Origin of the sequence: Burkholderia sp. IDO3, from assembly GCF_003366075.1 — a bacterium.
GTDB lineage: Bacteria > Pseudomonadota > Gammaproteobacteria > Burkholderiales > Burkholderiaceae > Burkholderia > Burkholderia anthina.
The window spans coordinates 761,749-787,510 of sequence record NZ_CP028964.1; the positions used below are offsets into that span (position 1 = coordinate 761,749).

Sequence of the window (25,762 nt, forward strand, 5' to 3'; positions counted from 1 at the left end):
CTCATGCCCATCGATACCGATTCCTCCCGCCCGGCATCTGGCGTCGCCCGCACGCCCTCCGAACCGTGGGGCACGCTGCCCGGCGGCGACCCGGCACGGCGCTACACGCTGCGCAACGCGCACGGGATGCGCGTCGTCGTCAGCGATCTCGGCGCGACCGTCGTGTCGTGGCTCGCACCTGACCGCGCCGGGCGCTTCGCCGATATCGTCCTCGCGCACGACACGCCGGCCGACTATGTCGGGTCGGGCACCTACTTCGGCGCGACGGTCGGCCGCTGGGCGAACCGGATCGCGGGCGCACGCTTCACGCTCGACGGAATCGACCACGCGCTCGATCGCAACGAGCACGGCAATCTGCTGCACGGCGGCGCAAGCGGCTTTCACCGTGCGCGCTGGGACGTGATCGACGATCGCGGCGGGCTGACGCTGCGGCTCGATTCGCCCGAGGGCGATGCGGGGTTCCCCGGCAACGTGAGCGTAGAGGTGCGTTACACGCTCGACGACGACGGCACGCTGACGATCGACTATGCGGGACGAACCGATGCGCGGACGCCGCTGAACCTGACGAATCACAGCTACTTCAACCTGAGCGGACGCGCGGGCAGCGACGTGCGCGGCCACCTGCTGCGGATCGACGCCGATGCGTTCGTCGAAGTGGACGATGCACTGATCCCGACCGGCACGGCCGACGTGACGGGCACCGCGTTCGATTTCCGGCAGAGCGCGCCGCTCGGCGCCCGCCTCGACCGGCCGCATCCGCAGCTCGCGCGCGGACGCGGCTTCGATCACTGCTATGTGCTGCGCGATTACGGACGCGGCGTGCGGCCCGTCGCATCGATCTACGATCCGGAAAGCGGCCGGGCGCTTGCCGTGTCGACGGATCAGCGCGGGCTGCAGCTCTATACCGGCAACTATCTGGACGGCGTGCGCGCAAGCGGCGGCGTGTCGTGCGTGCAGCATGCGGCGCTGTGTGTCGAAGCCGGGTTCTTTCCGAACCAGGTCAACATGGATGCGTTGCGCGACGAAACGATCCTCGGCCCGGGCGAGACCTATCGCCAGACGACGCGGTATCGGGTCGGCATTCGCGGGTAGCGGATGCGTCGGGCGGCCGCCGGTTGCGCGCGGCGCGCCCGTTGCGGAATGGCAGGCAACGCACGCGTTCGTTGCGCATGCGCCGCCTGATGCGCCATGTGCCGAAGTTCGACCTCTCGAATCACCTCAGCCTGCGATCCCGAGATCGACCGGGCCCGCGCCGGAACATGACGGCGTCCGTCCCCGCCCGACTCCGTCAGAACCTGTGACGGATCCCCGCATGCACCATCAGTTGCTTCGATGTCGACGACAGGTCGGCCGCCCCCGGGATATACGCCTGGTCGAGCGACGAGCCGGTCGCATCGCCGGCGATGCGCTGGTACGCGCCCATCAGATAGACGTCGGTCCGCTTCGACAGGTTGTAGTCGGCCATCAGCCCGAGCGAATGGATCTTCGGTGTCGCGCTGCCCGTGGTGGCGTCGTAACGCACGGTCGTATACACGTACTGCGCACCGACGAAGAACGCCGGCGTGAACTGATACTTGCCGTTCACTTCGAAGTTCTGATACTTGATCGCCGTGACCGTGCCGCCGGCGAGCGGCCCCGTGACGGGCTCGATCGTCTCGTCGCCGAACAGATAGCCGACGTTCGCAGTGGGCCGCGTGACGTTGCTGTTCGTATACGCGAACCCGAGCGTCGCCGGCCCGGCCGTATAGTTGATGCCCGCGCCGAAGATCCGCAGCCGCGCCGACGCGAAGTTCGCATCCGCCCCCACCGACCCCGAACCCGCGATCGCGCCGCCGGCCGTCGCGCCCGGGTTGTCCGCGTTCAGGAACGCCGCGCCGACCAGCAGGCCGCCCTGCTCGTACTGCGCGCCGACGCTCCACTGCCGGTTGTTCGCGAAGCCGGTGTCGTTGCTGAAGCTGTACGTGCCGCCGAACGAGAAGCCGGCAAAATCCGGGCTCGCATACTTGACCGTGTTGTTCACGCGGAACGTGTTGCCGGTGTTGTCGTTGTCGAGCGGATGCGAGAACGGATAGACGCCCCAGCTGCCGTTCGCGGTGGTCGGCGCGAGATAGTCGACCACCGAATCGTATTGGCGGCCGAGCGTCAGCGTGCCGAAGCGCGTGCTGCCGAGCCCGACGTAAGCCTGCCGCCCGAACATGCGGCCGCCCTGCGCGAGCGTGCCGCTGTTCACGTTGAAGCCGTTCTCGATCTGGAACAGCGCGCTGTAGCCGCCGCCGAGATCCTCGGTGCCCTTCAGCCCCCAGCGGCTGCCTTGCGCGAAGCCGCTCGCCATCTGCCACGCGCCGTGGCCGCCGACGTTGTTCGTGTAATCGATACCGGCATCGATCACCCCGTAAAGCGCGACGCTGCTTTGCGCAAAGGCCGGCGCCGCACACAGCGCCGGCATCGCGACGAGAAACAATCTCCAGTTCATTCGTTTTCCTTATTGATATATTGAGCGCTACCACCCGATGCGCCGTCGTGCCGCTTATTTCGCGCCGTAGATGTCGAAGTCGAAGTACTTGCGGTTGATCCGCTGATACGTGCCGTTCGCGAGGATCGTCGCCAGCGCGCGATTGAACGCGTCGCGCAGGTCGGTGTCCTGCTTGCGCAAGCCGAGGCCGTCGCCCTGCCCGAAGTACTTCGCGTCGTCGATCGCCGCGCCGACGAACGTGAAGTCCTTGCCCTGCGGCTTTTTCAGGAAGCCGTCGCTGGCCGCGATCGACGCCTGGAACGCCGCGTCGAGCCGCCCGGTCACGAGGTCGGCATACACCTGATCCTGGTTCTGGTACGACTCGATCTGCACGCCGGCCGGCTGCCAGTTCGCGATCGCATAGTCGGCCTGCGCGGAGCCCTGCTCGACGCCGACGCGCTTGCCCTTCAGCGCCGCCGCCGTCGGCAGCAGCGGCGAACCCTTGCGCGCGATCAGCCGGGCCGGCGCATTCGAGATCCGGTTCGTGAACGCGATCTGCTGCATCCGCTTCGGCGTGATCGTCATCGACGACGCGATCACGTCGAACTTGCGCGCGAGCAGCCCCGGAATCATCCCGTCGAAGCTCGATTCGACCCACACGCAACGCGCATGCAGTTCCGCGCACAACGCGTTCGTGATGTCGATTCCGAAGCCCGTCAGCGTGCCGTCGGGCTGCTTGTATTCGAGCGGCGGATACGTCGGATCGACCGCGAGGCGGATCTCCTTGCCCGTCCAGTCGCCCGCGTGCGCGGCCCCCGCCATCGTCGTTGCCGTCAGCGCCACCGCGAGCGCCGCCATCCACTGTTTCATTGCCCGTCTCCTTGTTTCCGTCGTTGAAAATGATTCGAATGCGTTTGCCCGGCTCACGCGAGGTAGCGCTCCGCGAGCGCGATCCAGTAGCTCGCGCCGGTCGCGAGGCACGCGTCGTTGAAGTCGTATCCCGGGTTGTGCAGCCCGCAGCCGGCGGCACCGTCGCCGTTGCCGATCGACAGGTAGCTGCCCGGGCACGCGTTCAGCATGAACGCGAAATCCTCGCTCGCCGCGATCGGCCGCAGATGCGCAATCAGCGCGTCGTCGCCGCCCCATTCCCGCGCCACGTCTCGCGCGAACGCGGTTTCCGCCGCATGATTGACGAGCACCGGATAGCCGTGGCGATAGTCGATCTCGGCCGTCGCGCCATAGCTGTCGGCCTGGCCGTGCACGATCGCGCGGATGCGTCGTTCGAGCAGCGCGCGCACGTCCGGCGACAGCGCCCGCACGCTCAGTTCGAGATCCGCATGCGGCGCGATCACATTCGACGCGGTGCCCGCGTGGATCGAGCCGGTCGTGACGATCGCCAGGTCCTGCGGATTCACGTTGCGCGATACCACGGTCTGCAACGCCATCACGATCGACGCGCACACCACCACCGGATCGATCGTCGTGTGCGGGGCCGCGCCGTGACCGCCGCGCCCCGTGACGCGCACCCGCACCTCGTCGGCCGACGCCATCGCCGGGCCGTCGCAGAAGCCGAGCACGCCGGCCGGCAGCCCCGGCACGTTGTGCATCGCGAACACGGCATCGCACGGGAACTGCTCGAACAGCCCGTCGTCGATCATCCGCTTCGCGCCGCCGAGCCCTTCCTCCGCCGGCTGGAAAATCAGGTTCAGCGTGCCGCTGAAGCGCCCGCGTTCGGCGAGGCACCGGGCGGCGGCGAGCAGCATCGCGGTATGGCCGTCGTGGCCGCACGCGTGCATCACGCCGTCGTGCCGGCTCGCATGCGGCAGCCCGGTCGTCTCGCGGATCGGCAGCGCGTCCATGTCCGCGCGCAACCCGAGCCGTTTGCCGGCGCCGCGCGCGAGCGTGCCGACCACACCGGTGCCGCCGAGACCGCGCGTCACCCGATAACCCCACGTTGTCAGGCAGCCGGCGACGAGTTCGCTCGTCGCGTGTTCGTCGAAACCGAGCTCCGGATGCGCGTGCAGCCGCCGGCGCAGCGCGATCATCTCCGTCTCGATGGCCGCCATTTCTGGCGTAATGCGTTCTCGATCCAACCCCGATACTCCTCGATGCGTTCCGGTTTGCCGATTGCCGAATGGCAGATCGTGGCGGGATCGTATGCAGCGAAAATGCCGTCGAACAGCCGCAGTTTCGTTATGATGACAACCTTTCGTTGTCGGGTTTCGTCCCGTTTCGCACCATGAGCACGATCAAGCTGCATCAGTTGCAGGCACTCGTCGCGAGCGCGGAGGCCGGCAGCATCCGCGGCGCCGCTCGCACGCTGGGGTTGTCGCAGGCGGCCGTCACGCGCGCGCTGCGCGAGCTGGAGGCGAGCGAGCGCCTGCCGCTGCTGGTGCGCGCGCCGGAAGGCATCGGCTTCACCGAATACGGCAAGACGCTGCTCACGCACGCGAAGCTCGTGCTCAAGCAGCTCGAGCACGCGCAGAGCGATCTGGAACGGATGCGCGGCCGCGTCGAGGGGCGGCTGAGCGTCGGCGTCACGCCGTGGCTCACGATGACGTTTCTCGCGGAAACCGTGCTGCGGTTTCGCGAGCGGATGCCCGACGTGCGCCTCGAACTCTACGAGGCGCTGATGGCCGTCGCCCAACCGCTGCTGCGCGACGGCAGCATGGATTTCGCGCTCGGCCACGTGCAGCCGGGCAGCAGCGCGCAGGAATTCGCGTTCGAGCCGCTGCTGCGCTACGGCACGTCGGTGATGGTGCGCGCCGGGCATCCGCACGAGCGCGCGAAGTCGGTGCACGCGTTGCTCGATTGCGACTGGGTGCTGAATTCGTCCGCCGACGGGCAGGCCGCGCTCGTCGACTATCTGTTCACGCGGCACGGCGCGCAGATCGACGAACGGCGCATCGTGCGCGCGCAGTCGGTCGCGATCCTGCAGACGATGCTCGAACAGGCCGGCATGTGCACGTGGTGCCCGACGATCCTCGCGGCGGTGCGGCCGTTCGGCGAGCGCATGCGCGTGCTGCCGCTGAAGGAGACGTTCGAGCCGAGCGAGCTCGGGATCGTCACGCGCCGCAGCAGCACGCTCGGCGATGCGGCGCGCTGCTTCATCGACTGTCTGCTGCAGGTGATCCGGCGGCACGCACGCTCGGCGCGCGGCGAGGATCTGGCGCTGTTCCGCACGCTCGAGCTGTTGATCTGACGATGAACGACACCGGCCACGGCGGCGCCGCCGCAAAAACCGCGCATCGGTTGCGCCGGCGGCTACCCGCCCGTTACCTGCCGGTGCCTGCCGGTTACCCGCCGGCCGGCCACCGCCTTTCCGGCCGGCGCCCGCCACGCTGCCCCGGGAACGCCCCCGTATACCTCCGCGCCGCCTTGTTCTATACTACCCCCCAGTATCAGGAAGCCACGACACCATGCCGCATTCCCCCGAAGAAAAGAAACGCGTTTTGACCCGCGTGCGCCGCGTTCGCGGGCAGCTGAACGCGCTCGAGCAAGCGCTCGAGGAGGGCGCGGACTGTGGCCCGGTCCTGCAGCAACTGGCTGCCATCCGCGGCGCGATCAACGGGGTCATGGCCAACGTGCTGGAAAGTCATTTGCGCGAGGAATTCACCCAGCTCGCGGACGCCCCGCGGCCCGCTTCCGGATCGATCGACGAAATCGTCACCCTCGTTCGGTCCTACTTGCGTTGACCGAGGCGAAATCGTCGACGTAACGCTCCATTCGGTGTTTTTTTAACAGGATTGCCATGAAATCACGTGCTGCTGTTGCGTTTGAGGCGGGTAAGCCGCTGCAGATCGTCGAGATCGATGTCGAGCCGCCCCGCAAGGGCGAAGTGCTGATCAAGATCACCCATACGGGCGTCTGTCACACCGACGCCTTCACGCTGTCGGGCGACGATCCGGAAGGGCTCTTTCCTGCCGTGCTGGGCCATGAAGGCGCCGGCATCGTCGTGGAAGTCGGGGAAGGCGTGACCAGCGTGAAACCCGGCGACCACGTCATTCCGCTGTATACCGCCGAATGCGGCGAATGCCTGTTCTGCAAGAGCGGCAAGACCAACCTGTGCGTGTCGGTGCGCGCCACCCAGGGCAAGGGCGTGATGCCCGACGGCACCACGCGTTTCAGCTACAACGGCCAGCCGATTTATCACTACATGGGCTGCTCGACGTTCAGCGAATACACCGTCGTCGCCGAAGTCTCGCTCGCGAAGATCAACCCGGACGCGAACCCCGAGCAGGTCTGCCTGCTGGGCTGCGGCGTCACGACCGGCCTCGGCGCGGTGAAGAACACCGCCAAGGTGCAGCCGGGCGACTCGGTGGCCGTGTTCGGCCTCGGCGGCATCGGCCTCGCCGTGATCCAGGGTGCGAAGCTCGCGAAGGCCGGCCGCATCATCGCGGTCGATACCAACCCGGGCAAGTTCGACCTCGCACGCGTGTTCGGCGCCACCGACTGCGTGAACCCGAAGGACCATCAGGAGCCGATCCAGCAAGTCATCGTCGGGATGACCGGCTGGGGCGTCGACCACAGCTTCGAGTGCATCGGCAACGTGAACGTGATGCGCGCCGCGCTCGAATGCGCGCACCGCGGCTGGGGTCAATCGGTCGTCATCGGCGTCGCGGGCGCCGGCCAGGAAATCTCGACGCGCCCGTTCCAGCTCGTCACCGGCCGCCGCTGGCTCGGTACCGCGTTCGGCGGCGTCAAGGGCCGCTCCGAATTGCCGGGCATGGTCGAGGACGCAATGGCCGGCACGATCCAGCTCGCGCCGTTCGTCACGCATACGAAGCCGCTCACCGGCATCAACGAAGCGTTCGACCTGATGCACGAAGGCAAGTCCATCCGGACCGTCGTGCATTTCTGACACACGCGCAACGAGGCCGGCCCGGTCGCGGCAACCGGTCTCCTGGCGTGACGCCGCCGGCAAGCCCTCGCGCTGGCCGGCGGCGCTGCATGTCCGCACCCGCCTCGCTCGGGCCGATCACGGTCATCGTCGTGCCGTCCGGCGCGCGACGTCCTCCGCACCCGCTCTCCCCGCCTCTGCCTGACCGGCGACGCTTCGTCGTCAATCCCGTCATCAATCCCGGCGACCATCGGCGCGCGGCGCCAGCAGGAACGGCGCGTAGTGCACCGTGTACGCGAGAAACGCGACGATCCAGCATGCCCCCGACGCATCGAGCCAGACGCCATACGGCACCCCCGGGACGAGCGGCCCGAACACGCGGATGACGCCCGCGCCGATCACCAGCCAGTAGCACAGCTGCTCCCACGGGCCCGCGACGAGCATGCGCCCGGTGTGGCCGAGCGCCGTGCGGGTGATCATCGCGACGATCGCGCCGCCGATCGCACCGACGGTCAGCGCGTGCACGGCCAGCGAATGCGCGAGCACGCCCGCGAACGACAGTGCGAGCAGCACGAACCCGACCGGCATCCACAGGCAGGACACGTGCAGGATCCACACGATCGGCCGGTTGCCGACGCGCCACGAATGCCATCCGGCAAGGCGCCATGCATGCAGCAGCGCGGTGACGAGCGCGGCGGCGATCAACAGCGTGCCCGGCGCGCCGAGCGCGTCCGCGAACAGCGTGAATGCGACCGCGGGCGCGGCGAGCGCATCCACGATCCTGAAGCGGCGAATTTTGAAACCGGGGATCGCATTCATCGTGAACATCGGCACGATGCGGCCGGTGATCACCGCGACGAAGAACACGACCAGCCCCGTCGCCGCATAGGCCGCGCGCAGCGCGAGATCCGGGCGCCCCGTCATCACGCACGCATGGAACAGCGCGTTGAGCGCGCCGAACGCCAGCAGTGCGATCGGCAGGAACACGTTGCGCCGGTTCTGCGCGGCAATCAGCACGCGCAGCAGCACGAGCGCCGTCACCGGCAGGAACAGCGAATCGACGACGGCCGCGAGCATCGGCGGCCCGGACCAGACGAGCACGCGCCCGGCCAGCCACCCCAGCCACAGCGCCGCGAGCGCGGGGCCGCGCAGCGTCTCGCGCGAGGTCCAGGCGCGCACGGCGGTCAGCAGGAAGCCGACGACGATCGCCGCGACGAAGCCGAAGATCATCTCGTGCACGTGCCACATCAGGCCCGTCATCGCACCCGTGCGGCCGGCGACGGGCATCCCGTGCCAGGCCGCGAGCCATAGGGCCATCGCGATGCTCGCGAACAAGGCTCCGGTCAGGTAGAACGGCCGCAGGCCGAGCTGCAGCAACGGCAGCGTATCGGGCGTCGAGGGTGCCCGCATCGGTTCGCTGATTTTCATGTGCGTCTCCGGCGACTGGGGATGACGTCATTCATCCTAGCGCCGTGACGCGTGCGATGGGGCGTGCCCCTACGCGCAGAGGTGGCATCGTCCGCGTTCGTGATCTGCGTCAAGCTCGCGCTTCACGCGTATGCCAGACTTCCGACGCACCGCGCGCGTCGCCGTTGCGGCGCTTCGGCAGCGCATGCGCCGCACAGGGGATCGCCCGCTCGGGTCGAACCTCCGATATCGGAATTGTCCACTGTCGACCATCGGCTAGTGTCCTGCACGCCTGGTCTATGAAACCGCCCGGATTCTCTTGTCTCGACACAACAGCCAGAGGAGGTAGAAGCCGCCCAGCAGCCCGGTCACCAACCCGATCGGCAAGTTGAGATCGACCGGCAAACGCCGGCTGAGCAAATCCGCTGCGAGCAGCAGGACGCTTCCCATTGCCGCGGCCGAAAGCAACGGTACGTCGGGCGACAGCGTCAAGCGCCTGGCGAGTTGCGGACCCGCCAGCGCAACGAAGGCGATCGGCCCGGCAGCCGCCGTTGCAATCGCCGTCAGCGTCACGGCGCACAGCACCATGGTGGCGCGCGTGCCTTGCACGGCCACGCCGAGCTGCTTTGCCGCATCGTCTCCCAGCTCGAGCAGGTCGATCCGGCTGGCGTGGCGGACGGCAACCGGCGCGATCAGCAGGAAGCCGAGCGCTGCCGGCACGACATGGGCCCAGGTGCGCGTATTGAGAGAACCCGCGAGCCAGATCTGGGCAGAGGCCGCCCGATCGAGATTGCCCATGACCATCATGATGGCGTTGACGCCAGCCAGGGTCGCGCCGACGCCGATGCCGACCAGCACCAGCCGGTAGCCGCCGCCCATGGGCCGCCAGTGCGACAGCAGCAAGACGAGGCCTGCCGTGGCGATGCCCGACAGCACCGCCGCCAGCGAAGTCCACAGCGGGCCGGCATCCACCAGGACGATCTGCGCGATCGCCCCGCTGGCGGCGCCCGTGGTGAAGCCAATCACGTCCGGCGAGCCGAGTACGTTGCGGGAGATCGACTGGAAGATCGAGCCGGCCATGCCCAACGCCGCGCCCACGAAGCCCGCCGTCAGCACGCGCGGCAGCCGGACGCGCAGGACTACCCGTTGCGCGGCAACATCGGTTCCCGTGCCCAGCAGGCTGTCGAGCACCTCGGCGGGCGTCAGGGCCAGCGTCCCGATGCCGAGCAGCAGCGTGGCCAGGATCAGGCCGAGCAGCGTCAACGCGACACACACGCCGGCTTCCCGCGGGCGCCAACGGTACGAGTAACGGCCCAGCCGCACGACGAAGATTTTCATAGCCTGTTCAACCGGTACTTGCACGCCACCATGACAAAAAACGGCCCGCCGACCAGCGACGCAACGATCCCCGCGGCCACTTCGGCAGGCGCGGCGACCACTCGGCCGAGCACGTCGGCGCCGAGCAGCAGGATCGCCGCATAAAGCGCGGAAAGCGGCAGGATCCACCGATAGTCGGGGCCCGACAGCCAGCGTGCGACATGCGGGGCAACCAGACCGACGAAGCCGATCGGCCCGACGGCGGCGGTCGCCGCGCCGGCCAGCAGCATGACCGACAGGCAGGCCAGCCGCAACGTCGCTCGAACATTGACGCCGAGCGCCTGGCCGACGTCCCTGCCCATCGCAAGCGCATTGAGATTGCCGACGATCGCGCACGCCGCTGCGCAGCCTGCCGCGACGGCCACCGCGAGCACCCCGACCCGGTCACCCGTGCTTGTCTCGACCGAACCGGCCGCCCAGTGGCGAAACCCGTCGAAGACGTCCGTAGACGCGTTGAGCAGGATGATCCCTGCGGCCGACATCAGCGTGACGGACAGGCCGGCACCGGCCAGGACCAGTCGAACCGGATGCGTGCCCGCCCCCCGGGACTGTCCGAGCGCAAACACGGCGATGCCGGCCAGCCCCGCACCGACGAAGGCGCACCACACGTACTGCATCATGCTCGCCAGGCCGAAGGCCGTCATGCCGACGAGCACGGCCAATGCGGCGCCGGCATTGACGCCGAGCAAACCCGGCTCGGCCAGCGGGTTGCGGGTCACCGCCTGCATGACGGCGCCGGCCACCCCCAGCGCCAGCCCGGCAAGAATCGCGATCACGGTACGCGGGATGCGCAATACCCTGACGATCAGATGCTGGTCGTTCTGCAGCTCCGGGGCCCAAAGCGCGTGAAGGGTTTCGGTCAGCGGAATGTGGCGGGAGCCTACCGTCACGCTCAGCACGATCACGATGCCCAGCGCCAATGCCCCGCTGCCCAGGCCCCAGCGGCGCCTCCGGGTCGCACGGGCAGGCGGAACCGTGGCGGCGCCCTTGCCGATCCGGCTCATGACCGGCGGTAGTGGCGCGTGACGGCATCGACCATCTCGCGCCCGGAGTAGTAATCGATGCGGAACGAACTCGGGCCCAACGGATAAACCCGCCGGTTGACGACGGCAGGCAGGTTGGCCAGCAACGGATCGGCCAGAAACGCGTGGACATCACGCTCGGTGGCGCCGAGCAGGAAAACCGTATCGCCCGTGATGGCGGCCGAGAGGTTCTCGCGGGAAATGAACTCGAAATCCGACGCGCGCGTCACCTGCGCGGCCAGCGCAGGCGGCAACCCGTCCACCTTGAAGCCAAGCGCGCTCAGCAGCCGCGCATGCGGACTCGCGGCGCGTCCGACCGAATAGCTGCCGCCCAGGTTGTAGCCGACGATGCTGACCGGCTTCGCCGGCGGCACGATCGACGCGGCGGCGTTCGCCACGTATGCATCGAAGCGCTCGATGGCCGCCTGCGCCTCCCGCGCGCGCCCCGTCGCCCGCCCCAGTTCGGTCGCCATGTCCTGCCAGGATTGATTCGAATAATCGACCACGAGCGTCGGCACGCCTTGCGCCTCCAGTTCGGCGCGATGCTGGGCGACGCTGTCGGCGCCCGTGGCGGACGCGACCAGCAGATCCGGAGCGGCGCCGATCACGGCCTCGATGTCGAATTGCAGATTGCGGTACAGCACCTTGACGCCGCGCTCGTCGGCGACGCTTGCCCATTGCGAGAAAAAGCCCTTGCCGTCGGTCAATCCGCTGGGCGTGGTGGCGGCCGACGCGATGACCGGCGCCCCCACCGCCAACAGGATCCCGGTCACGCTGGGCGAGGTCGATACGATGCGCTTCGGCGCGGAAGCTTCGGGCGCTTCGGCGGCCGCGGGCACGCCCGCGCGCGGCACGAACGTGAAGCAGACCAGGGCCAATACCGCCGCCCCGGCGGCCAGCCCGGCAAGTTTGAGTCTGTTCATCTGGATTCAACGTGGACAGGAAGGAACGCCGGGCGAGAGCCCGGCGGCGACACCACACGCCCCTTCGATCGACGTCGCGACGCCGGAGCAGTTCCGTATTGTAGAATGCATTCCACATTTATAGAACCCGCGAACGCATCGTTCGCGCGAAAAGACCAACCATGACGCATCGACTCAGCGCGGATGCCGTGACACTCCGCTACGGAGAACGAACCATCTCGGCGAGCCTCTCCGTTGCCATTCCCGATGGATCCTTCACCGTGATCGTCGGCCCCAATGCCTGCGGCAAATCGACGCTGCTACGGGCGTTGTCGCGCCTCATCGCGCCGGCTGCCGGAAGGGTCGTCCTCGACGGCAAGCACATCATGGCGCTCGCGCCGAAGGAGGTCGCCCGCCGTCTGGGCCTGCTGCCGCAAAGCGCGCTCGCGCCGGAGGGCATCACGGTGGCCGACCTGGTGGCGCGCGGGCGCTATCCGCATCAGTCGTTCCTGAAGCAATGGTCGGATGCCGACGAGAAGGCGGTGGCCGAAGCGATGCAGGCCACCGATGTCGCGGCCCTGTCCGATCGCCTGCTTGAAGAACTGTCGGGCGGCCAGCGCCAGCGGGTGTGGATTGCGATGGTGCTCGCGCAGCAAACGCCGATTCTGCTGCTCGACGAGCCCACGACGTTCCTGGATATCGCCCATCAGATCGAATTGCTCGAACTGCTGGCGGATCTCAACGATGCGGGCCGCACCGTCGTCGCGGTGCTGCACGATCTCAACCACGCGTGCCGCTACGCATCGCACCTCGTCGCGATGCGCGACGGTCGTATCGTCGCCCAGGGCGAGCCCGCCGCGATCTTCACGGAACGGCTGGTGGAAGACGTGTTCGGCCTGCCGTCGGTGATCATTCCGGACCCGGTGACCGGCACGCCGCTGGTCGTCCCGCGAGGGAGGCAGAGACCGCGCGGTCCTTCGCACGCCCGCCCAGGGCCGCTTCGCGCTCAGGAAACGAGCGGCGCCTGAGGGCTCGCGAAGGCTTTTCCTCCGGTGTCCTGATTGATGAGGCCTGCCTCGCGAAACAGCGCGTCGCGATCCTCCGGCGACTTCAGTTGCCCCAGATCCGTGACGGTGGTCACCGCGCACACGATTTCGTGCTGCGCGTCGAACACGGGCGCCGCCTGCCCCGTTACGTTCGACAGCAGATGGCTCGTCAACTCGGCCCAGCAGCGCTCGCGAACCGCATCGAGCACGGCTTTGGTCGGCGGCTTGCCGCGAAAGCGGGCCGGCTGCTGCCGGCGCGCGGCATCGATCGTGGCCTTCGGCAGAAACGCCTGGAACACCAGGCCGCAGGCCGTATTGTCGATCGGCAGGATATCGCCGAGCGCCAGCGGATTGATCGAGAAATACGCGCTTCTGTACCACCGCACCAGGGTCGGCCCGCGGTCGGTCCAGATCGCCACGCCGCCGCTGAGCGCATGCCGATGCGTCAGCGACTTCATGTGTTGCGCGGCAATCTCCACCGCATCGACACGCTTGAGCGCGCCGATGCCGATGCTCAGCGCCGCGCTGCCGAGGTCGTAGAGGCCGCTGGCCGGATCCTGTCTCGCCAAACCCTCCTTGACCAGGCTCTGCAGGTAGCGGTGCGCGGTCGATCCGCCCGTTCCGGTGCGCCGCGCCACCTCGCCCAGCGCAAGTTCGCTTTCCGCGTTGGCCAGAACCATCAGAAAGCGCGCGGCGATCGAGACCGACTGAATGGTGCCGGACCGCTTCTCGTGCTCCGTATCGTGATCCGTCTTCGGGGATGTCGTTTTTTTCAAAGGCTCGGTTTCCTTGGCGGGACATGGCGCATTGCATCGCGCAGCGGCCATCTGTGTCCGGTGCAGGGTCGTCGCACCGTCGCTCGCCATGATACCGACTCCGTTGCCGCGCGGCACGGCACGGGCCCCGATCACGGCGTCACCCTCCACGCCCCACTTTCCACATTTCAGAATAAATTCCTGATTGTGGAATGACATTACATTATGCTAACCTTCGATTAATACGAATCATTCTCGTTTAAGGAAGGTGCCGTGAAGCCGTATTCCCATCGCAAGCTCACGTCGCGCGCCAGCGCCGTCGCGCTCTCGACCCTGATGGCGCCCGCCGGCGCGTATGCGCAAGACCCCGCGAATGTCGGCACGGAACCCGTCGCGCTCGACGCGATCGTCGTCAGCGGCGAAAAGATCAGGCGCGACCTGAAGAACACCGCGTCCTCCGTCACGGTCAAGACCGGCAAGGAAATCCGGCGCGACGAGACGGGCAATGCATCGGTCCGGGACGTGCTCGACGACGTGCCGAACGTGATCTACACCGACACGGTCGGCGCGCCGGTCATCCGCGGGCTGGACGCCCAGGGGCCCAACAACGGCCAGAACGTGTTCTGGGGCGGCACGGTGCCGCGCGCGACCATCAACCTCGACGGCCACTACCTGAACTACAACGAGATGTACTTCGGCGCCACGTCGGTCTGGGACGTCGAACGCATCGAAGTCTTCCGCGGCCCGCAAACGACTTCGCAAGGCGCGAATGCGATCGCGGGCGCGATCGTCGTCAACACCAAGGACCCGACCTTCAAGCCCGAAGCGGCCTACCAGGCCGAAATCGGCAACTATCGCGAGCGACGCGCGTCGCTCGCCGTATCCGGCCCGCTGACGGAGGATCTCGCCGCGCGGTTCGCGGTGGACTACGCGGGGCGCGACACGTTCATCGACTACGACAACCCGCGGTTCCAGCGGGGCGAGGCCGACCAGAATTTCCGCGCGCTGAATGCCCGCCTCAAGTTTCTGTGGCTGCCCACCCGTATTCCGGGCCTGGAGGCCAAGCTCACCTATTCGCACAACGACTCCAACCGCCCGTCGCAGGAGGCCGCCTCCGCCCCCTTCCGCGACCTCGAGCACTGGACGACCACGATGCCCAGCTGGAAGCAGAAGACCGACACCGGCATCCTCGATCTCAGCTACGACTTCGAAAATGGCGTACGGCTGGTCAATCAGGCGCAGTATTCGCACTCGGCCGTCAATCGCTATACCGGCATACGTGGCGAAGGGGATGCGGATGTCCGCCAGAACAACCTCTCCAACGAATTCCGGGTCGTGCTCGGCAACGAGAAGGATCGCCTGAGCGGATTCGGCGGCGTCTACTACGCGCACACCGACACCGACGAAAGCCTGTTGCTGCGCGGGTTGTCCGCGTTCGATGACACGAAGCGGAATCTCGGCCTGTTCGGCGAGGTGAACTACCGGCTGACCGATCGCTGGACCCTGAACACCGGCCTGCGCTACCAGCAGGACGAGGTGCAGCGAAACGGCACATCGGTACTGGCTCCCCACCCGCTGAACTACGCGGAAACCTTCTCCGCGCTGCTGCCCAAGGTATCGCTTGCCTATGCGGCGACGCCGCGCTGGACGGTCGGCGCCCTGGTCAGCCGCGGCTACAACCCGGGCGGCGTGTCGCTGAATCTCACCAGCATGCAGTGGGCCTATTTCAAGAAGGAATCGATCTGGAATTACGAGCTTTTCAGCCGGGCGAGCCTGCTGGGCAACAGGCTCGTGTTGAACACCAACCTGTTCTACATGGATCTTCGGGACGCGCAGTACAACATTCCCGTCGTGATTTCTCCGGGTGTCGCCCAGTCCTACACGATCAACGCCGAGAAGGCCCATGCGTACGGCCTTGAACTCGGCGCCGACTATCGGGTGCTCGACAACGTCACGCTCAAGGCAGGCGCCGGCGTGCTGCGCACCCGGATCGACGAGATGAGCAGCAACCCCGGCTACGAGCACAACCGGTTCGCGAGGTCGCCCGGTTACACCTTCAGCATCGGCATGAGCTGGGACGTCAACCCGAAGCTCAATGTCTCCGCCCAGGTTCGCCATCTGGACGGCTACTACTCCGACACCGCCAACACGCCCGCGTATTCGGTCGGCTCCCACACGATCACCGATGCCCGGATGAGCTACGCGTTCAACGAGCGCGTGCAGTTGTACGGCTACGTCAAGAACGTCTTCGACGTCCGCTCGCCGACCTACCTGCAGCAAAACCGGGGAATCGGCGGTATCGAAGCCAGCATGACCTCGCCGCGCATGATCGGCGTGGGCGTGCGCGGCATGTTCTGAGTCGGCCGCACGATCGCGAAGCCCGGCGGTGCGCACCGCGAGGCGTCCGCCCCCAAGACCCAAGCCTTATGACCCAAGCAATCGGATCCGTATGACTACCAGCAAACCCCTCCACATCGGCCTGTCTCTCGCCCCCACCTGGCTCAGCGGCGATGCATGGCGCCGGCCGGACAGCAATATCGAGGGGCTGTTCACCAGCGACTTCGCCGTCGATCTGGCCCGGCGCGCGGAAGCAGCCCATCTCGACTTCGTCTTTCGCCCGGATGTGAGCTTCCTCCCCATGGACATCCTGGAGACGGGCTCCGGGTTCGCCAGTCTCGACCCCACGGTACTGATGGCCTCGCTTGCGCGCGAGACCTCGCACATCGGGCTGGTCTCGACGATATCGACCACCTTTTTTCCGCCCTACGCGGTTGCGCGGCAGCTCCAGTCGCTGCACTGGATCAGCAACGGCCGGGCCGGATGGAACATCGTCACCGCGCTGCAGGGGCACGAGAACTTCGGACTGGAAACCATGCCCGGCGCCGACGAGCGCTATGCGCGCGCCGCCGAGTTCACCCAGGTGGTGCGCCGGCTGTGGGACAGCTTTCCGAACGAAGCGTTGAAGATCGATCGCGCGAACGGCCGCTATGCCGATGCGTCGCTGGTTCGTCCCATCGACCATGCCGGGCCTCATCTGAAAGTGCGCGGGCCGCTGAACCTGCCGGCCTTCGCCGGCCCCCGGATTCCGCTGGTGCAAGCCGGCGCATCGGACACCGGACGCGATTTCGCGGCTTGCGTGGCGGATATCGTATTCGCCCCCACTCCTGATCTGGACGCGGCGCTCGACCTGCGCCGGGATTTGTCGCAACGGGCCGAACGTCATGGCCGCCGCGCCCGGGACGTGCGCCTGCTGCCCGGCCTGAGCCTCTATCTGGCCGACACCCGCGAACAGGCCCGCGAGATGTTCAGGGAAACGCATGACCGAGTCGATCGATACAAGAAACTGGCGTCGATCAAGGCCATGCTCGGCCTGGATCTCCGTGACTGGCCCGCGGACCGTCCCATCACCGGCGCAGACTTACCGCCGCCGGTGCAGCATCCCGCGAGTCGTACGCATACGAACCTGCTGCGGCGCCTGATCGAGCGCGAGTCGCTCTTGATCGACGACCTGCTGCAACGGCCGGAAATTCTCTCCGCGGCTCACTGGCAGGTTGTCGGCACCGTCGACGACGCCGTCGAGCAGATCGCGCAATGGAGCGCCGCCGGCGCAATCGACGGCTTTCTTGCCGCCCCGGGGGGCTCCGTCGAATCCGTTCATCGGGTCCTCGAGCAACTGATACCGCGACTGGTGGAAGCCGGCTTGTTCCGCTCCCGGTACGCCGGCACCACGTTCATGGCGCACCTGGACGAGTCACGGTAAGGTTGCCGGGACGCATGCGCTCCGCCCGATGCAGCCCCCGGCGGGTCCGGCCGGCGAGAAGAGCGACGCGTGCCTTCCCCGGAGAGCCTCGACGCCGCCCGCCCCGGCCGGATCCACTCACCCGGAAGAAGTTTGGATATTTCGATCTCGGATCTTTCAATTGCGTCTTTCTGCCCTGTTGTCGCTGTGTTTCCTCCTTCTCCCGCCGGCTTCGGCGATGGCCGAGCCCATCCGGATCGACGGACCGGACGGTCCCCTCGGCGGCGAGCTGATCACGGCCGCCGATGCACGGGATATCGTCGTGATCGTTCCGGGGTCCGGGCCGACGGATCGGGACGGCAACTCGGCCGGGATGGGTTGGCGGCCGGACACCTACAAGCTTCTTGCCGAAGGGTTGAAGGCGGCAGGCATCTCGTCGTTGCGTATCGACAAGCGGGGGTTCTACGGCAGCGCGGCGGCAATCTCCGATCCCGCCGACATCACCATCGGCGGCTACGCCGAAGACACCCGAAAATGGGTCGAGCGGGCGTCGAAGCTGGCGCCGCGCGTGTGGATCGCGGGTCATTCCGAGGGCGGCCTGGTCGCGCTGGTTGCCGCCCAGGCTCCGCCGCAAAACCTGCGCGGATTGATCCTGATGGCGACTTCCGGGCGACCGACCGGTCAGCTCCTGGTCGAGCAATTTCGCTCCGATCCGGCCAATGCCATGCTGATGCCGGAAGTCGAAGCCATCGTTGCGGACCTGGAAGCGGGACGCAAGCGTGATCCGGCATCCTTGACGCCGGCCCTGCAACCGTTCTTTTCGAACGGACTCCAGCGCTACATGATCGACCTGTTCTCGTACGACCCGGTCGCCGTCGCGAAACGCTGGCGCGGGCAGGCGCTCATTCTTCAGGGCGATGCCGATGTTCAGGTCAGGCCCCGCGACGCCGATCTCCTGGCCGGCGCCATGCCGCAGGCGATGCGTATCGATCTTCTCGGCGCGACCCACGTGCTGAAGACGGAGGTCCCCGGCAGCCCCCTGGCGACCTATCGCCATCCTGCTCTCCCACTGCATCCCGAGCTGATTCCGGGCATCGTGCGGTTACTGGGAACAGACCGGGCTCCGACTGACTAGGTCGTCGAGACCCGCGGTCGGATCGGGCATGGGCGCTCGACGCAGGTCGCCGCAGGGTCGAATCGTTCATCGATCCGTCACGGAACCGTTGCACGCGACACGGGCGACGCCTGCTAGCATGCTCGTGACCGCCTCGAGTCGCGCCGTTGCCGTAATGATGTCCCGTTGCATGTCGTCGGCCGACCGCCCGCCGCCGGCTGTGCCGCATCCCGTGGCGCGAGCCGGCGGCACGAGATTCGTCCATGCCCAGGAAAAAATCCAGTCTCTGGCTACGGCCTTTCGATCTGCTTTCCGCCGCAACGAGCACGCGGCCCGGGAAGAAGCCTGCCAAACCGGCCGCGTCGGCCAAGCGAACGACCAGGCGCCCCGCGAGCACACCGGCGACGCGCCGCACGAGCCCGGCTCCCGCCGCACGGACAACGCCGAACCAGGCGCCCGGCACGTGGCTGCGCTCGTTCCATTCCGCCCGCCCGGCTGCCGGCCGCTTCGTCAACCATCTCGCGTACGGGCTGTATCTTCCCGTCGCGCCGGCGACGACCGTCGGCATGCCCGTCGTCGTGATGCTGCACGGCTGCAAGCAGACCGCCGAGTCGTTCGCCGCCGGCACGCGCATTTGCCGCATCGCGGAGCGCGCCGGGTTTGCCGTACTGTTTCCCGAACAGGCGAAGACCGCCCATTCGCATCGCTGCTGGAACTGGCATGGCGATGCAGCGCATTCGGAAGCGCCGGCGATCGCATCGCTGATCGATGCGATCGTGCGGGAGCGCGGGTTCGATCGCGACCGTGTGTATCTGGCCGGGATGTCAGCCGGCGCGGGGCTGGCCGCGCGGCTGGCGATCGAGTGTCCCGCCCTGTTCGCGGCCGTCGGCCTGCACTCCGGCCCGGCCATCGCGCCGCCGTTGTCGACCATGGCCGCGATGAGCCTGATGCGGCGCGGGCTGCGCGACGATCCGGTACGGGTGGTCGACACATGCGTCGACGTTCGTGCGTATCCGGGCATGCCCGCGCTCGTCATGCACGGCGGACTCGATACGGTGGTCGCCGAACAGAACGCGATGCAGCTCGGCGCGGCATTCGCGCGACTCAATCGGCTCGTCGACGAACACGGCGAGTTGCGCGTCGGCGAGCAACACACGTACGCGGATGACGGCGCCGAATACACCGACTATCTGCGTGGCGGCCGGGTGGTCGTGCGGGTCTGCATCGTTCGCCGGCTGGCGCACGCATGGAGCGGCGGCGATCCGCGCGAAGCGTTCCATTCGGCCACCGGGCCGGACGCGACCGCGATGTTCTGGAATTTCTTTCGGCGGCGGCGGCGCAAGCGGTGACAGGCTCAACTGCCGGAGGTACGTCGAGGCGTTCGACGTCAGCCCTTCGACGCCCGGAAGCATGTGCCCGACGATCGCCTCCCCTGCCTCCCTCCGGCATCCCAACGCTGCAAGCTGAGTGCGGGCCGGACGACGTAGGTCGTGGGGCACCCAGTGCGTAACCGGCACGCGCGCCTCGGTCGGCCGCCGGCCCGAGTACGGTTGGCGCTCGTACACTGCTTGCTGAGGCACGCCGACCTAACAGGGTTGTCAGGTCCAGTGGCGCGGCGGGTGTGCGAAAATTGCGCGTTTAATCGCGAGAACGCTCCATGTCGTCGCCGACCTGCCCAACCTTTTCGCAAGCGTTTCAGGCCAATATGGCCGCGCTTCATATGCCTGTTCCAACTACCTTTTTGCGACATTGCAAACGTCGGTAGCCAGTGTCAGTACGATGACGGGCACCCTAAAGGCCCTCGGCCCCGACGCGACGGTTGGCGAAATGCTTGGCGCAACCACGATCCTGGAAAAGGCAGGCGTCGTCGGGTCGACTCTCGCGAGTGCCTACCTGGGCGCAATAGTCGGTAGCCTGATGGTCGCAACCGACTCGACATTGGCATGCGGCATCGGCAAACGCAACGCGAACATGTCGCTCGCCGTTGCGCAATGGGGTGCGCGCTACGGTCTGTACATTCACCCGTTCGTCATGGCGCAAATCCTGCGTCATCCCGAAGTGCTGGCACCCGGTCCGCATAGCTATTTGGGGCTGAAGGCAAATACGGCGATCCGGGGTGCGCGATGAAATGGATTGCTGATCGCCTGCTTCTCATCGGTACGGCGGTAATCTGTTTCGCCGTCGCTTGGGCCATCATCGCCGGAACCGGAGAATGGTTCCCCACCCTGATGATGGTGATCGCGTTCGCTACGCTGTGGGGCGATAACGCCCGCCTGCGCAAGCTACTCAAACAGAACGGCATCGATCCGCGCCAGCGCAAACGATAACCTCGCGCGCGCCCTCCGTGTCGGTCGGGCAGCCGATGCAGAACGGCACGGTAGCCGCTTGCTCGTCCGGCGCGGCATCTACGAGCACGTGCGGGATCATCTGGACCAGTGATTTGCCTTGCTGCGGTCGGGGCCACCGTCGATGAATCGGGAGATGGGGCCGCTCGTCAACGCGAAGCAGCATGCGCGGGTTCGGCCCTCGTCGAGCGCGCGGAAGCCGGCGGCATAGAGGGTTTGAAGCATTGCCGCGCTTTACCGCGCTTAAAACCATCGCAATCAGGCACGACTGACAGCAGCGACACGCGCCGACCGGGATCCAGGCGATTCTCGCGGTGCCCGCCGCGCTGTCCTTGTCGCCGACTCATCGGGAAGGCGTGGCGTCGCGTTTGGCCTCGCGGAAACGCCCCCGCGCCGCCGACTTCCGGTATCGTTGCCGTATGCGCCGCCACGGCGCGCGTCGCATCACGATCCGTTCGCAGCATTCAACCCGCATTGGAGCATTCATGATTCTGGAAATGGCATCGCTCGAAATCGATCCGTCGCAGGCCGAGCCGTTCGAGGCCGCGGTTCGCCAGGCACTTCCGTTGTTCGCCCGCGCGCGCGGCTGCGGCGGCGCCGAGCTGCATCGCGTGATCGAGCGCAGCGGCGGGTATCTGCTCGTCGTCAAGTGGAACACCGTCGACGATCACATGGTGCATTTCCGGGAGTCGGAAGACTTCCAGACGTGGCGGCAACTGGCCGGGCCGTTCTTCAAGAGCCCGCCGCAAGTCGTGCATACGGAAGTCGCGGTGCAATAACCGGCAATCGCCACGGAATCCTCATGACCGTCGACCCTTCCGTCCTCGCCGCATTCACCCCGACCGGCAAGCTGCGCGCGTCGATCAATCTCGGCAACCCGATCCTCGCGAACCGCGACCCGGCGACGGGCGAACCGTTCGGCGTATCGATCGATCTCGCGCGTGCGTTCGCCGAGCGCCTGTCGGCCGACCTCGCACTCGTGGTGTTCGACGCCGCCGGCAAATCGGTGCAGGCGCTGACCGAAGAGCGCGCCGACTTCGGCTTCTTCGCGGTCGATCCGTTGCGCGGCGAAACGGTGGCGTTCACCGAGCCGTACGTGCTGATCGAAGGCTTCTATCTCGTGCGCGACGATTCGCCGATCCGCGGCAACGCCGACGTCGACCAGCCGCACAACCGCGTGGCGGTCGGCAAAGGCAGCGCGTACGACCTGTTCCTCACGCGCGAACTGAAAGCCGCGCAGATCGTGCGCGCGCCGACGTCGCCGGCCGTCGTGCAGACCTTCGTCGACCAGCAGCTGGAAGTGGCGGCGGGGGTGAAGCAGCAGCTCGAAGCCGACGCCGCGACAACCCCGGGCCTGCGCCTGCTCGACGAGCGCTTCATGGTGATCCGCCAGGCGATGGGCGTACCGAAGAGCCGTGGCGAAGCGGCCGCCGCTTTCCTCGGCGCGTTCGTCGAGGAGATGAAGGCGTCGGGCTTCGTGGCCGACTCGCTGCGCCAGCATGGCATTACGGGTGCGTCGGTCGCGCCGCTGCGCTGATCGGTGCATTGCCGTCGGGGCCGGCCGTGGCGCGCGCCCCGGCGCCGCCCGACGCGGGCCCGCCGTCGCCTGGCCACCCCCTCATCCCCCGCATCACGACGGCGCGGCATCGTTCGCGCGCAGCGTGATGCCCGTCCACGTGCCGTTTGCGGACAGTTCGCCGATCAGCTCGACGATCGTCTGCCGCACGGCGAGCGTCGCGGAATTGACGGGTGACGTATTCGACCAGCACAGGCTGGCGGGCCGGCGAATCTCGGGATCGACGATCCGGCGCATTTTCGGCCGGTTCGACGGTTCGCGCAGCGCCAGCGCGGACGCGGGCAGGATCGTGCACGCATGGCCCGACTGCGCGAGCGAGATCAGCGTCGGCAGCGAATCGACATCCGCGATGATGTTCAGCGGCACCTCCTCGCGCGCGAACGTGCGCTCGAGCAGCAGGCGCAGCCCGTTCTGCACGCCCGGCGCGACGAGCGGCACGCCGGCGAGCGACGCGAGGCTGCAGGTCCGGCCGCGCGACGACACCGCGCCGCCCGGCTCGCCAAGCAGATGCAGCACTTCGTCGAACAGCGGCATCGCGGTCACGCCCGTCGTGTTCGATTCGCGGAACAGGATCGCGAGGTCGAGCCGCCCGTTCGCCAGCAGCTCGCTGATGAAACCGCTCATGCTTTCGATGTACTGCAGGCGGATGCCCGGATAGCGTGCCCGCACGCGTTCGAACAGCGGCACGGCAAGGATCGACGTCATCGTCGTCGGAAAGCCCACCGCGACCGTGCCCGACTCGCTGCCCGCGCCTTCGCGCACTTCCTGACGCAGCTGCTCCATCTGACGGAGCACGAGCCGCGCATGCCGGTAGAGCGCCTGCCCGGCGGCCGTCGGCTTCACGCCCTGCGGGCTGCGCACCAGCAGCGTGACGCCGATGTCGCCTTCGAGCTTCGCGATCTGCTGGCTCAGCGACGGCTGCGCGACGAACAGTTTTTCGGCCGCTTTCCCGAGGCTCCCGTATTCAACGATGCTGACGAAATAACGGAGCTGGCGGATGTCCATGGCGGGCCGGTCGACGCGAAAGTCATAGGATACCCCTATGACCGGTACATTCAAACGGTATTTCCGCTGCGTCCGCGCTTCACCTAAAGTCACTTCAATCGAAATCGAATCAGCCGTCCCGACCGGAGATGGAGGTGACAATGAATGCAACCGGGTCGCATGCCAGCGACGATGCCAAACAGGTCCAGACCGACCTGATCGGTGCCGAACGTGCGGTGGCGTTCGCCGCCGCGCTCGATCATCCGATCGTTCCCGCCACCGGCGACGCGCTGCTGCCCGCGTGGCACTGGCTGTATTTCTGGTCGATTGCGCAGCAGTCCGAACTCGGCCCCGACGGCCATCCGCGCAAGGGCGGCTTCCTGCCCGATCTCGGGCTGCCGCGGCGCATGTGGGCCGGCGGACGGCTCACGTTCGAGCGCCCGCTGCTCATCGGCGAGCACGCGACGCGCACGTCGAGCGTGCTGTCGATCGAACGCAAGGAAGGACGCACCGGTACGCTCGGCTTCGTCACCGTCGAGCACGTGATCGAATCCGCCGGTGAAGTCGCGATCCGCGAGGAACACGACATCGTCTATCGCGGCGCCCCCGCGCCCGGCGCCGCCGAGCCCGCGCCGAAGGCCGCGCCCGGCGACGCGCAATGGCAGCGCGACATCGCGCCGGACGAAGTGCTGCTGTTCCGCTATTCCGCGCTGACCTTCAACGGCCATCGCATCCACTACGACCGCACCTACGTGCGCGACGTCGAAGGCTATCCGGACCTCGTCGTGCACGGCCCGCTGATCTCGACGCTGCTGCTCGATCTCGTGACGCGCTCGCTGCCGGGCGCGACGGTCGCCGAATACGCGTATCGTGCCGTGCGGCCGACCTTCCTCGGCAACGCGTTCAGCGTGTGCGGCCGCCTCGCCGACGACGGCAAGACCATTGATCTCTGGGCGAAGGACCACGACGGCTGGCTGACCATGACCGCCCGCGCCACCCTCGCCTGACCCATTCCGACGATTTCCCCGACACGAAAGATGAATCCTACCGACGCGTATCAAGACATTCGCGAAGCCGTTCGCGACCTGTGCGGCCAGTTTTCCGCGGAGTATTTCCGCAAGATCGACGAAGCGCGCGGCTATCCCGAAGCGTTCGTCGATGCGCTGACCCAAGCCGGCTGGCTCGCCGCGCTGATTCCGCAGGAATACGGCGGCTCCGGCCTCGGCCTCACCGAAGCGTCGGTGATCATGGAGGAAATCAACCGCGCGGGCGGCAACTCCGGCGCATGTCACGGCCAGATGTACAACATGGGCACGCTGCTGCGTCACGGTTCGGCCGAACAGAAGCAGCGCTATCTGCCGAAGATCGCGAGCGGCGAGCTGCGCCTGCAGTCGATGGGCGTGACCGAGCCGACCACCGGCACCGATACGACGAAGATCAAGACCACCGCCGTCCGCAAGGGCGACCGCTACGTGATCAACGGCCAGAAGGTGTGGATCTCGCGCGTGCAGCACTCCGACCTGATGATCCTGCTCGCGCGCACGACGCCGCTGTCGGACGTGAAGAAGAAGTCCGAAGGGATGTCGATCTTCATCGTCGATCTGCATCACGCGATCGGCAACGGGATGACGGTTCGCCCGATCCCGAACATGGTCAACCACGAGACCAACGAGCTGTTCTTCGACAACCTCGAGATCCCCGCCGAAAACCTGATCGGCGAAGAGGGCCAGGGCTTCAAGTACATCCTCGACGGGCTGAACGCCGAGCGCACGCTGATCGCCGCCGAATGCATCGGCGACGGCTACTGGTTCGTCGACAAGGTGTCGCAGTACGTGAAGGATCGCGTCGTGTTCGGCCGCCCGATCGGCCAGAACCAGGGCGTGCAGTTTCCGATCGCGCGCGCGTTCATCAACGTCGAGGCCGCGAGCCTGATGCGCTTCGAGGCCGCGCGCCGGTTCGACGCGCACGAGCCGTGCGGCGCGCAGGCGAACATGGCGAAGCTGCTCGCTGCCGATGCGTCGTGGGAAGCCGCGAATGCGTGCCTGCAGTTCCATGGCGGCTTCGGTTTCGCGTGCGAATACGACGTCGAGCGCAAGTTCCGCGAAACGCGCCTGTATCAGGTCGCGCCGATCTCGACGAACCTGATCCTGTCGTATGTCGCCGAGCACATCCTCGGCCTGCCGCGTTCGTTCTGACAGGGTGA

25 protein-coding genes and 1 pseudogene are annotated in these 25,762 nt (G+C 67.2%); 16 read left to right on the forward strand and 10 right to left on the reverse strand.

The annotated features are described in order from the left end of the window. Positions 1 to 3: 3 nt before the first annotated feature. On the forward strand, positions 4 to 1,092 hold the full coding sequence (locus DCN14_RS35150; protein WP_096504638.1) for an aldose epimerase family protein: 1,089 nt from the start codon (positions 4 to 6) through the stop codon (positions 1,090 to 1,092). A gap of 196 nt (positions 1,093 to 1,288) precedes the next feature. Here the strand turns inward: DCN14_RS35150 and DCN14_RS35155 are convergent, their stop codons facing one another. From DCN14_RS35155 to DCN14_RS35165, 3 genes are read right to left on the reverse strand one after another with little or no spacing between them, the layout of a single operon-like run. Then, entirely contained in the window at positions 1,289 to 2,473 is a 1,185-nt protein-coding gene (locus tag DCN14_RS35155) for a porin (protein ID WP_096504640.1), read from the reverse strand. 54 nt (positions 2,474 to 2,527) lie between these two features. Further along, positions 2,528 to 3,322 carry an ABC transporter substrate-binding protein gene (locus tag DCN14_RS35160; protein WP_096504642.1) on the reverse strand — a complete coding sequence of 265 codons (795 nt, stop codon included), beginning with the start codon at positions 3,320 to 3,322 and terminating at the stop codon, positions 2,528 to 2,530. A 53-nt stretch (positions 3,323 to 3,375) separates the two neighbouring features. Beyond that, positions 3,376 to 4,545 (reverse strand): M20 aminoacylase family protein, encoded by a 1,170-nt coding sequence (locus DCN14_RS35165; protein ID WP_096504644.1) that lies wholly within the window; start codon positions 4,543 to 4,545, stop codon positions 3,376 to 3,378. Between the two features lie 146 nt (positions 4,546 to 4,691). Between DCN14_RS35165 and DCN14_RS35170 the strand changes: the two genes are divergently transcribed. From DCN14_RS35170 to DCN14_RS35180, 3 genes are all read left to right on the forward strand, one after another. Continuing rightward, a complete protein-coding gene (locus DCN14_RS35170) occupies positions 4,692 to 5,654 on the forward strand; it encodes a LysR substrate-binding domain-containing protein (RefSeq protein ID WP_096504830.1) in 963 nt (320 codons plus the stop codon). Positions 5,655 to 5,871: 217 nt separating this feature from the next. Continuing rightward, on the forward strand, positions 5,872 to 6,147 hold the full coding sequence (gene frmR, locus DCN14_RS35175; RefSeq protein ID WP_096504646.1) for a formaldehyde-responsive transcriptional repressor FrmR: 276 nt from the start codon (positions 5,872 to 5,874) through the stop codon (positions 6,145 to 6,147). Positions 6,148 to 6,203: 56 nt separating this feature from the next. Beyond that, positions 6,204 to 7,313 (forward strand): S-(hydroxymethyl)glutathione dehydrogenase/class III alcohol dehydrogenase, encoded by a 1,110-nt coding sequence (locus DCN14_RS35180; RefSeq protein ID WP_096504648.1) that lies wholly within the window; start codon positions 6,204 to 6,206, stop codon positions 7,311 to 7,313. Between the two features lie 213 nt (positions 7,314 to 7,526). Here DCN14_RS35180 and DCN14_RS35185 read toward each other — a convergent pair whose 3' ends face one another. The 4 genes from DCN14_RS35185 to fepB all read right to left on the reverse strand — a co-directional run bounded on the left by DCN14_RS35185 (position 7,527) and on the right by fepB (position 11,871). Next, a complete protein-coding gene (locus DCN14_RS35185) occupies positions 7,527 to 8,720 on the reverse strand; it encodes an NnrS family protein (RefSeq protein ID WP_096504650.1) in 1,194 nt (397 codons plus the stop codon). A 276-nt stretch (positions 8,721 to 8,996) separates the two neighbouring features. After that, complete coding sequence (locus DCN14_RS35190) at positions 8,997 to 10,037, reverse strand: iron chelate uptake ABC transporter family permease subunit (RefSeq protein ID WP_096504652.1); 1,041 nt, start codon at positions 10,035 to 10,037, stop codon at positions 8,997 to 8,999. Next, entirely contained in the window at positions 10,034 to 11,080 is a 1,047-nt protein-coding gene (locus DCN14_RS35195; RefSeq protein ID WP_096504678.1) for an iron ABC transporter permease, read from the reverse strand. The genes DCN14_RS35190 and DCN14_RS35195 overlap by 4 nt, the downstream gene beginning before the upstream one ends. Further along, positions 11,077 to 11,871 carry a Fe2+-enterobactin ABC transporter substrate-binding protein gene (fepB, locus tag DCN14_RS35200; protein WP_240327462.1) on the reverse strand — a complete coding sequence of 265 codons (795 nt, stop codon included), beginning with the start codon at positions 11,869 to 11,871 and terminating at the stop codon, positions 11,077 to 11,079. Before fepB ends, DCN14_RS35195 begins: the two co-directional genes overlap by 4 nt. Here fepB and DCN14_RS38910 point away from each other — a divergent pair. Both DCN14_RS38910 and DCN14_RS35205 read left to right on the forward strand, forming a co-directional pair. Continuing rightward, positions 11,834 to 12,145: a hypothetical protein gene (locus DCN14_RS38910; RefSeq protein WP_240327465.1), complete on the forward strand. Its 312-nt coding sequence runs from the start codon at positions 11,834 to 11,836 to the stop codon at positions 12,143 to 12,145. The two genes, fepB and DCN14_RS38910, sit on opposite strands and share 38 nt — an antisense overlap. A 37-nt stretch (positions 12,146 to 12,182) precedes the next feature. Beyond that, positions 12,183 to 13,028, forward strand: coding sequence for an ABC transporter ATP-binding protein (locus DCN14_RS35205; protein ID WP_096504682.1), 846 nt, complete (start codon positions 12,183 to 12,185; stop codon positions 13,026 to 13,028). Here the strand turns inward: DCN14_RS35205 and DCN14_RS35210 are convergent. Then, positions 13,007 to 14,020, reverse strand: a complete 1,014-nt coding sequence (locus tag DCN14_RS35210) for an IclR family transcriptional regulator (protein ID WP_240327466.1) — start codon at positions 14,018 to 14,020, stop codon at positions 13,007 to 13,009. The genes DCN14_RS35205 and DCN14_RS35210 overlap by 22 nt on opposite strands. 54 nt (positions 14,021 to 14,074) lie before the next feature. Between DCN14_RS35210 and DCN14_RS35215 the strand changes: the two genes are divergently transcribed. The 4 genes from DCN14_RS35215 (at position 14,075) to DCN14_RS35230 (ending at position 20,003) form a co-directional block, all read left to right on the forward strand. Next, positions 14,075 to 16,159, forward strand: coding sequence for a TonB-dependent receptor (locus DCN14_RS35215; protein ID WP_096504686.1), 2,085 nt, complete (start codon positions 14,075 to 14,077; stop codon positions 16,157 to 16,159). 91 nt (positions 16,160 to 16,250) lie between these two features. Further along, positions 16,251 to 17,561 (forward strand): NtaA/DmoA family FMN-dependent monooxygenase, encoded by a 1,311-nt coding sequence (locus DCN14_RS35220; protein WP_096504688.1) that lies wholly within the window; start codon positions 16,251 to 16,253, stop codon positions 17,559 to 17,561. Positions 17,562 to 17,778: 217 nt separating this feature from the next. Further along, a complete protein-coding gene (locus tag DCN14_RS35225; RefSeq protein ID WP_096504832.1) occupies positions 17,779 to 18,675 on the forward strand; it encodes an alpha/beta fold hydrolase in 897 nt (298 codons plus the stop codon). 242 nt (positions 18,676 to 18,917) lie between these two features. Continuing rightward, positions 18,918 to 20,003 carry a PHB depolymerase family esterase gene (locus DCN14_RS35230; protein WP_096504690.1) on the forward strand — a complete coding sequence of 362 codons (1,086 nt, stop codon included), beginning with the start codon at positions 18,918 to 18,920 and terminating at the stop codon, positions 20,001 to 20,003. A 39-nt stretch (positions 20,004 to 20,042) separates the two neighbouring features. Here the strand turns inward: DCN14_RS35230 and DCN14_RS38915 are convergent. Next, a pseudogene (locus tag DCN14_RS38915) lies at positions 20,043 to 20,225 on the reverse strand (alpha/beta hydrolase); the annotation flags it as partial. A 208-nt stretch (positions 20,226 to 20,433) separates the two neighbouring features. Here DCN14_RS38915 and DCN14_RS35235 point away from each other — a divergent pair. The 4 genes from DCN14_RS35235 (at position 20,434) to DCN14_RS35255 (ending at position 22,536) form a co-directional block, all read left to right on the forward strand. After that, positions 20,434 to 20,781 (forward strand): hypothetical protein, encoded by a 348-nt coding sequence (locus tag DCN14_RS35235; RefSeq protein ID WP_239007699.1) that lies wholly within the window; start codon positions 20,434 to 20,436, stop codon positions 20,779 to 20,781. After that, entirely contained in the window at positions 20,778 to 20,981 is a 204-nt protein-coding gene (locus tag DCN14_RS35240; RefSeq protein WP_096504692.1) for a hypothetical protein, read from the forward strand. Before DCN14_RS35235 ends, DCN14_RS35240 begins: the two co-directional genes overlap by 4 nt. A gap of 503 nt (positions 20,982 to 21,484) precedes the next feature. Continuing rightward, positions 21,485 to 21,778: an antibiotic biosynthesis monooxygenase family protein gene (locus DCN14_RS35250; RefSeq protein WP_096504694.1), complete on the forward strand. Its 294-nt coding sequence runs from the start codon at positions 21,485 to 21,487 to the stop codon at positions 21,776 to 21,778. Between the two features lie 23 nt (positions 21,779 to 21,801). Continuing rightward, the gene (locus tag DCN14_RS35255) at positions 21,802 to 22,536 is read left to right on the forward strand and encodes an ABC transporter substrate-binding protein (protein ID WP_096504696.1); all 735 of its coding nucleotides are present in this window, start codon (positions 21,802 to 21,804) and stop codon (positions 22,534 to 22,536) included. 93 nt (positions 22,537 to 22,629) lie between these two features. On the opposite strand, the gene DCN14_RS35260 is transcribed toward DCN14_RS35255, so the two are convergent. Continuing rightward, positions 22,630 to 23,580, reverse strand: a complete 951-nt coding sequence (locus tag DCN14_RS35260) for a LysR substrate-binding domain-containing protein (RefSeq protein WP_096504698.1) — start codon at positions 23,578 to 23,580, stop codon at positions 22,630 to 22,632. 140 nt (positions 23,581 to 23,720) lie between these two features. On the opposite strand from DCN14_RS35260, the gene DCN14_RS35265 reads away from it, so the two are divergent. After that, a complete protein-coding gene (locus DCN14_RS35265) occupies positions 23,721 to 24,566 on the forward strand; it encodes a MaoC family dehydratase N-terminal domain-containing protein (protein WP_096504700.1) in 846 nt (281 codons plus the stop codon). Between the two features lie 30 nt (positions 24,567 to 24,596). Further along, entirely contained in the window at positions 24,597 to 25,754 is a 1,158-nt protein-coding gene (locus DCN14_RS35270; protein WP_096504702.1) for an acyl-CoA dehydrogenase family protein, read from the forward strand. Positions 25,755 to 25,762 lie beyond the last annotated feature (8 nt).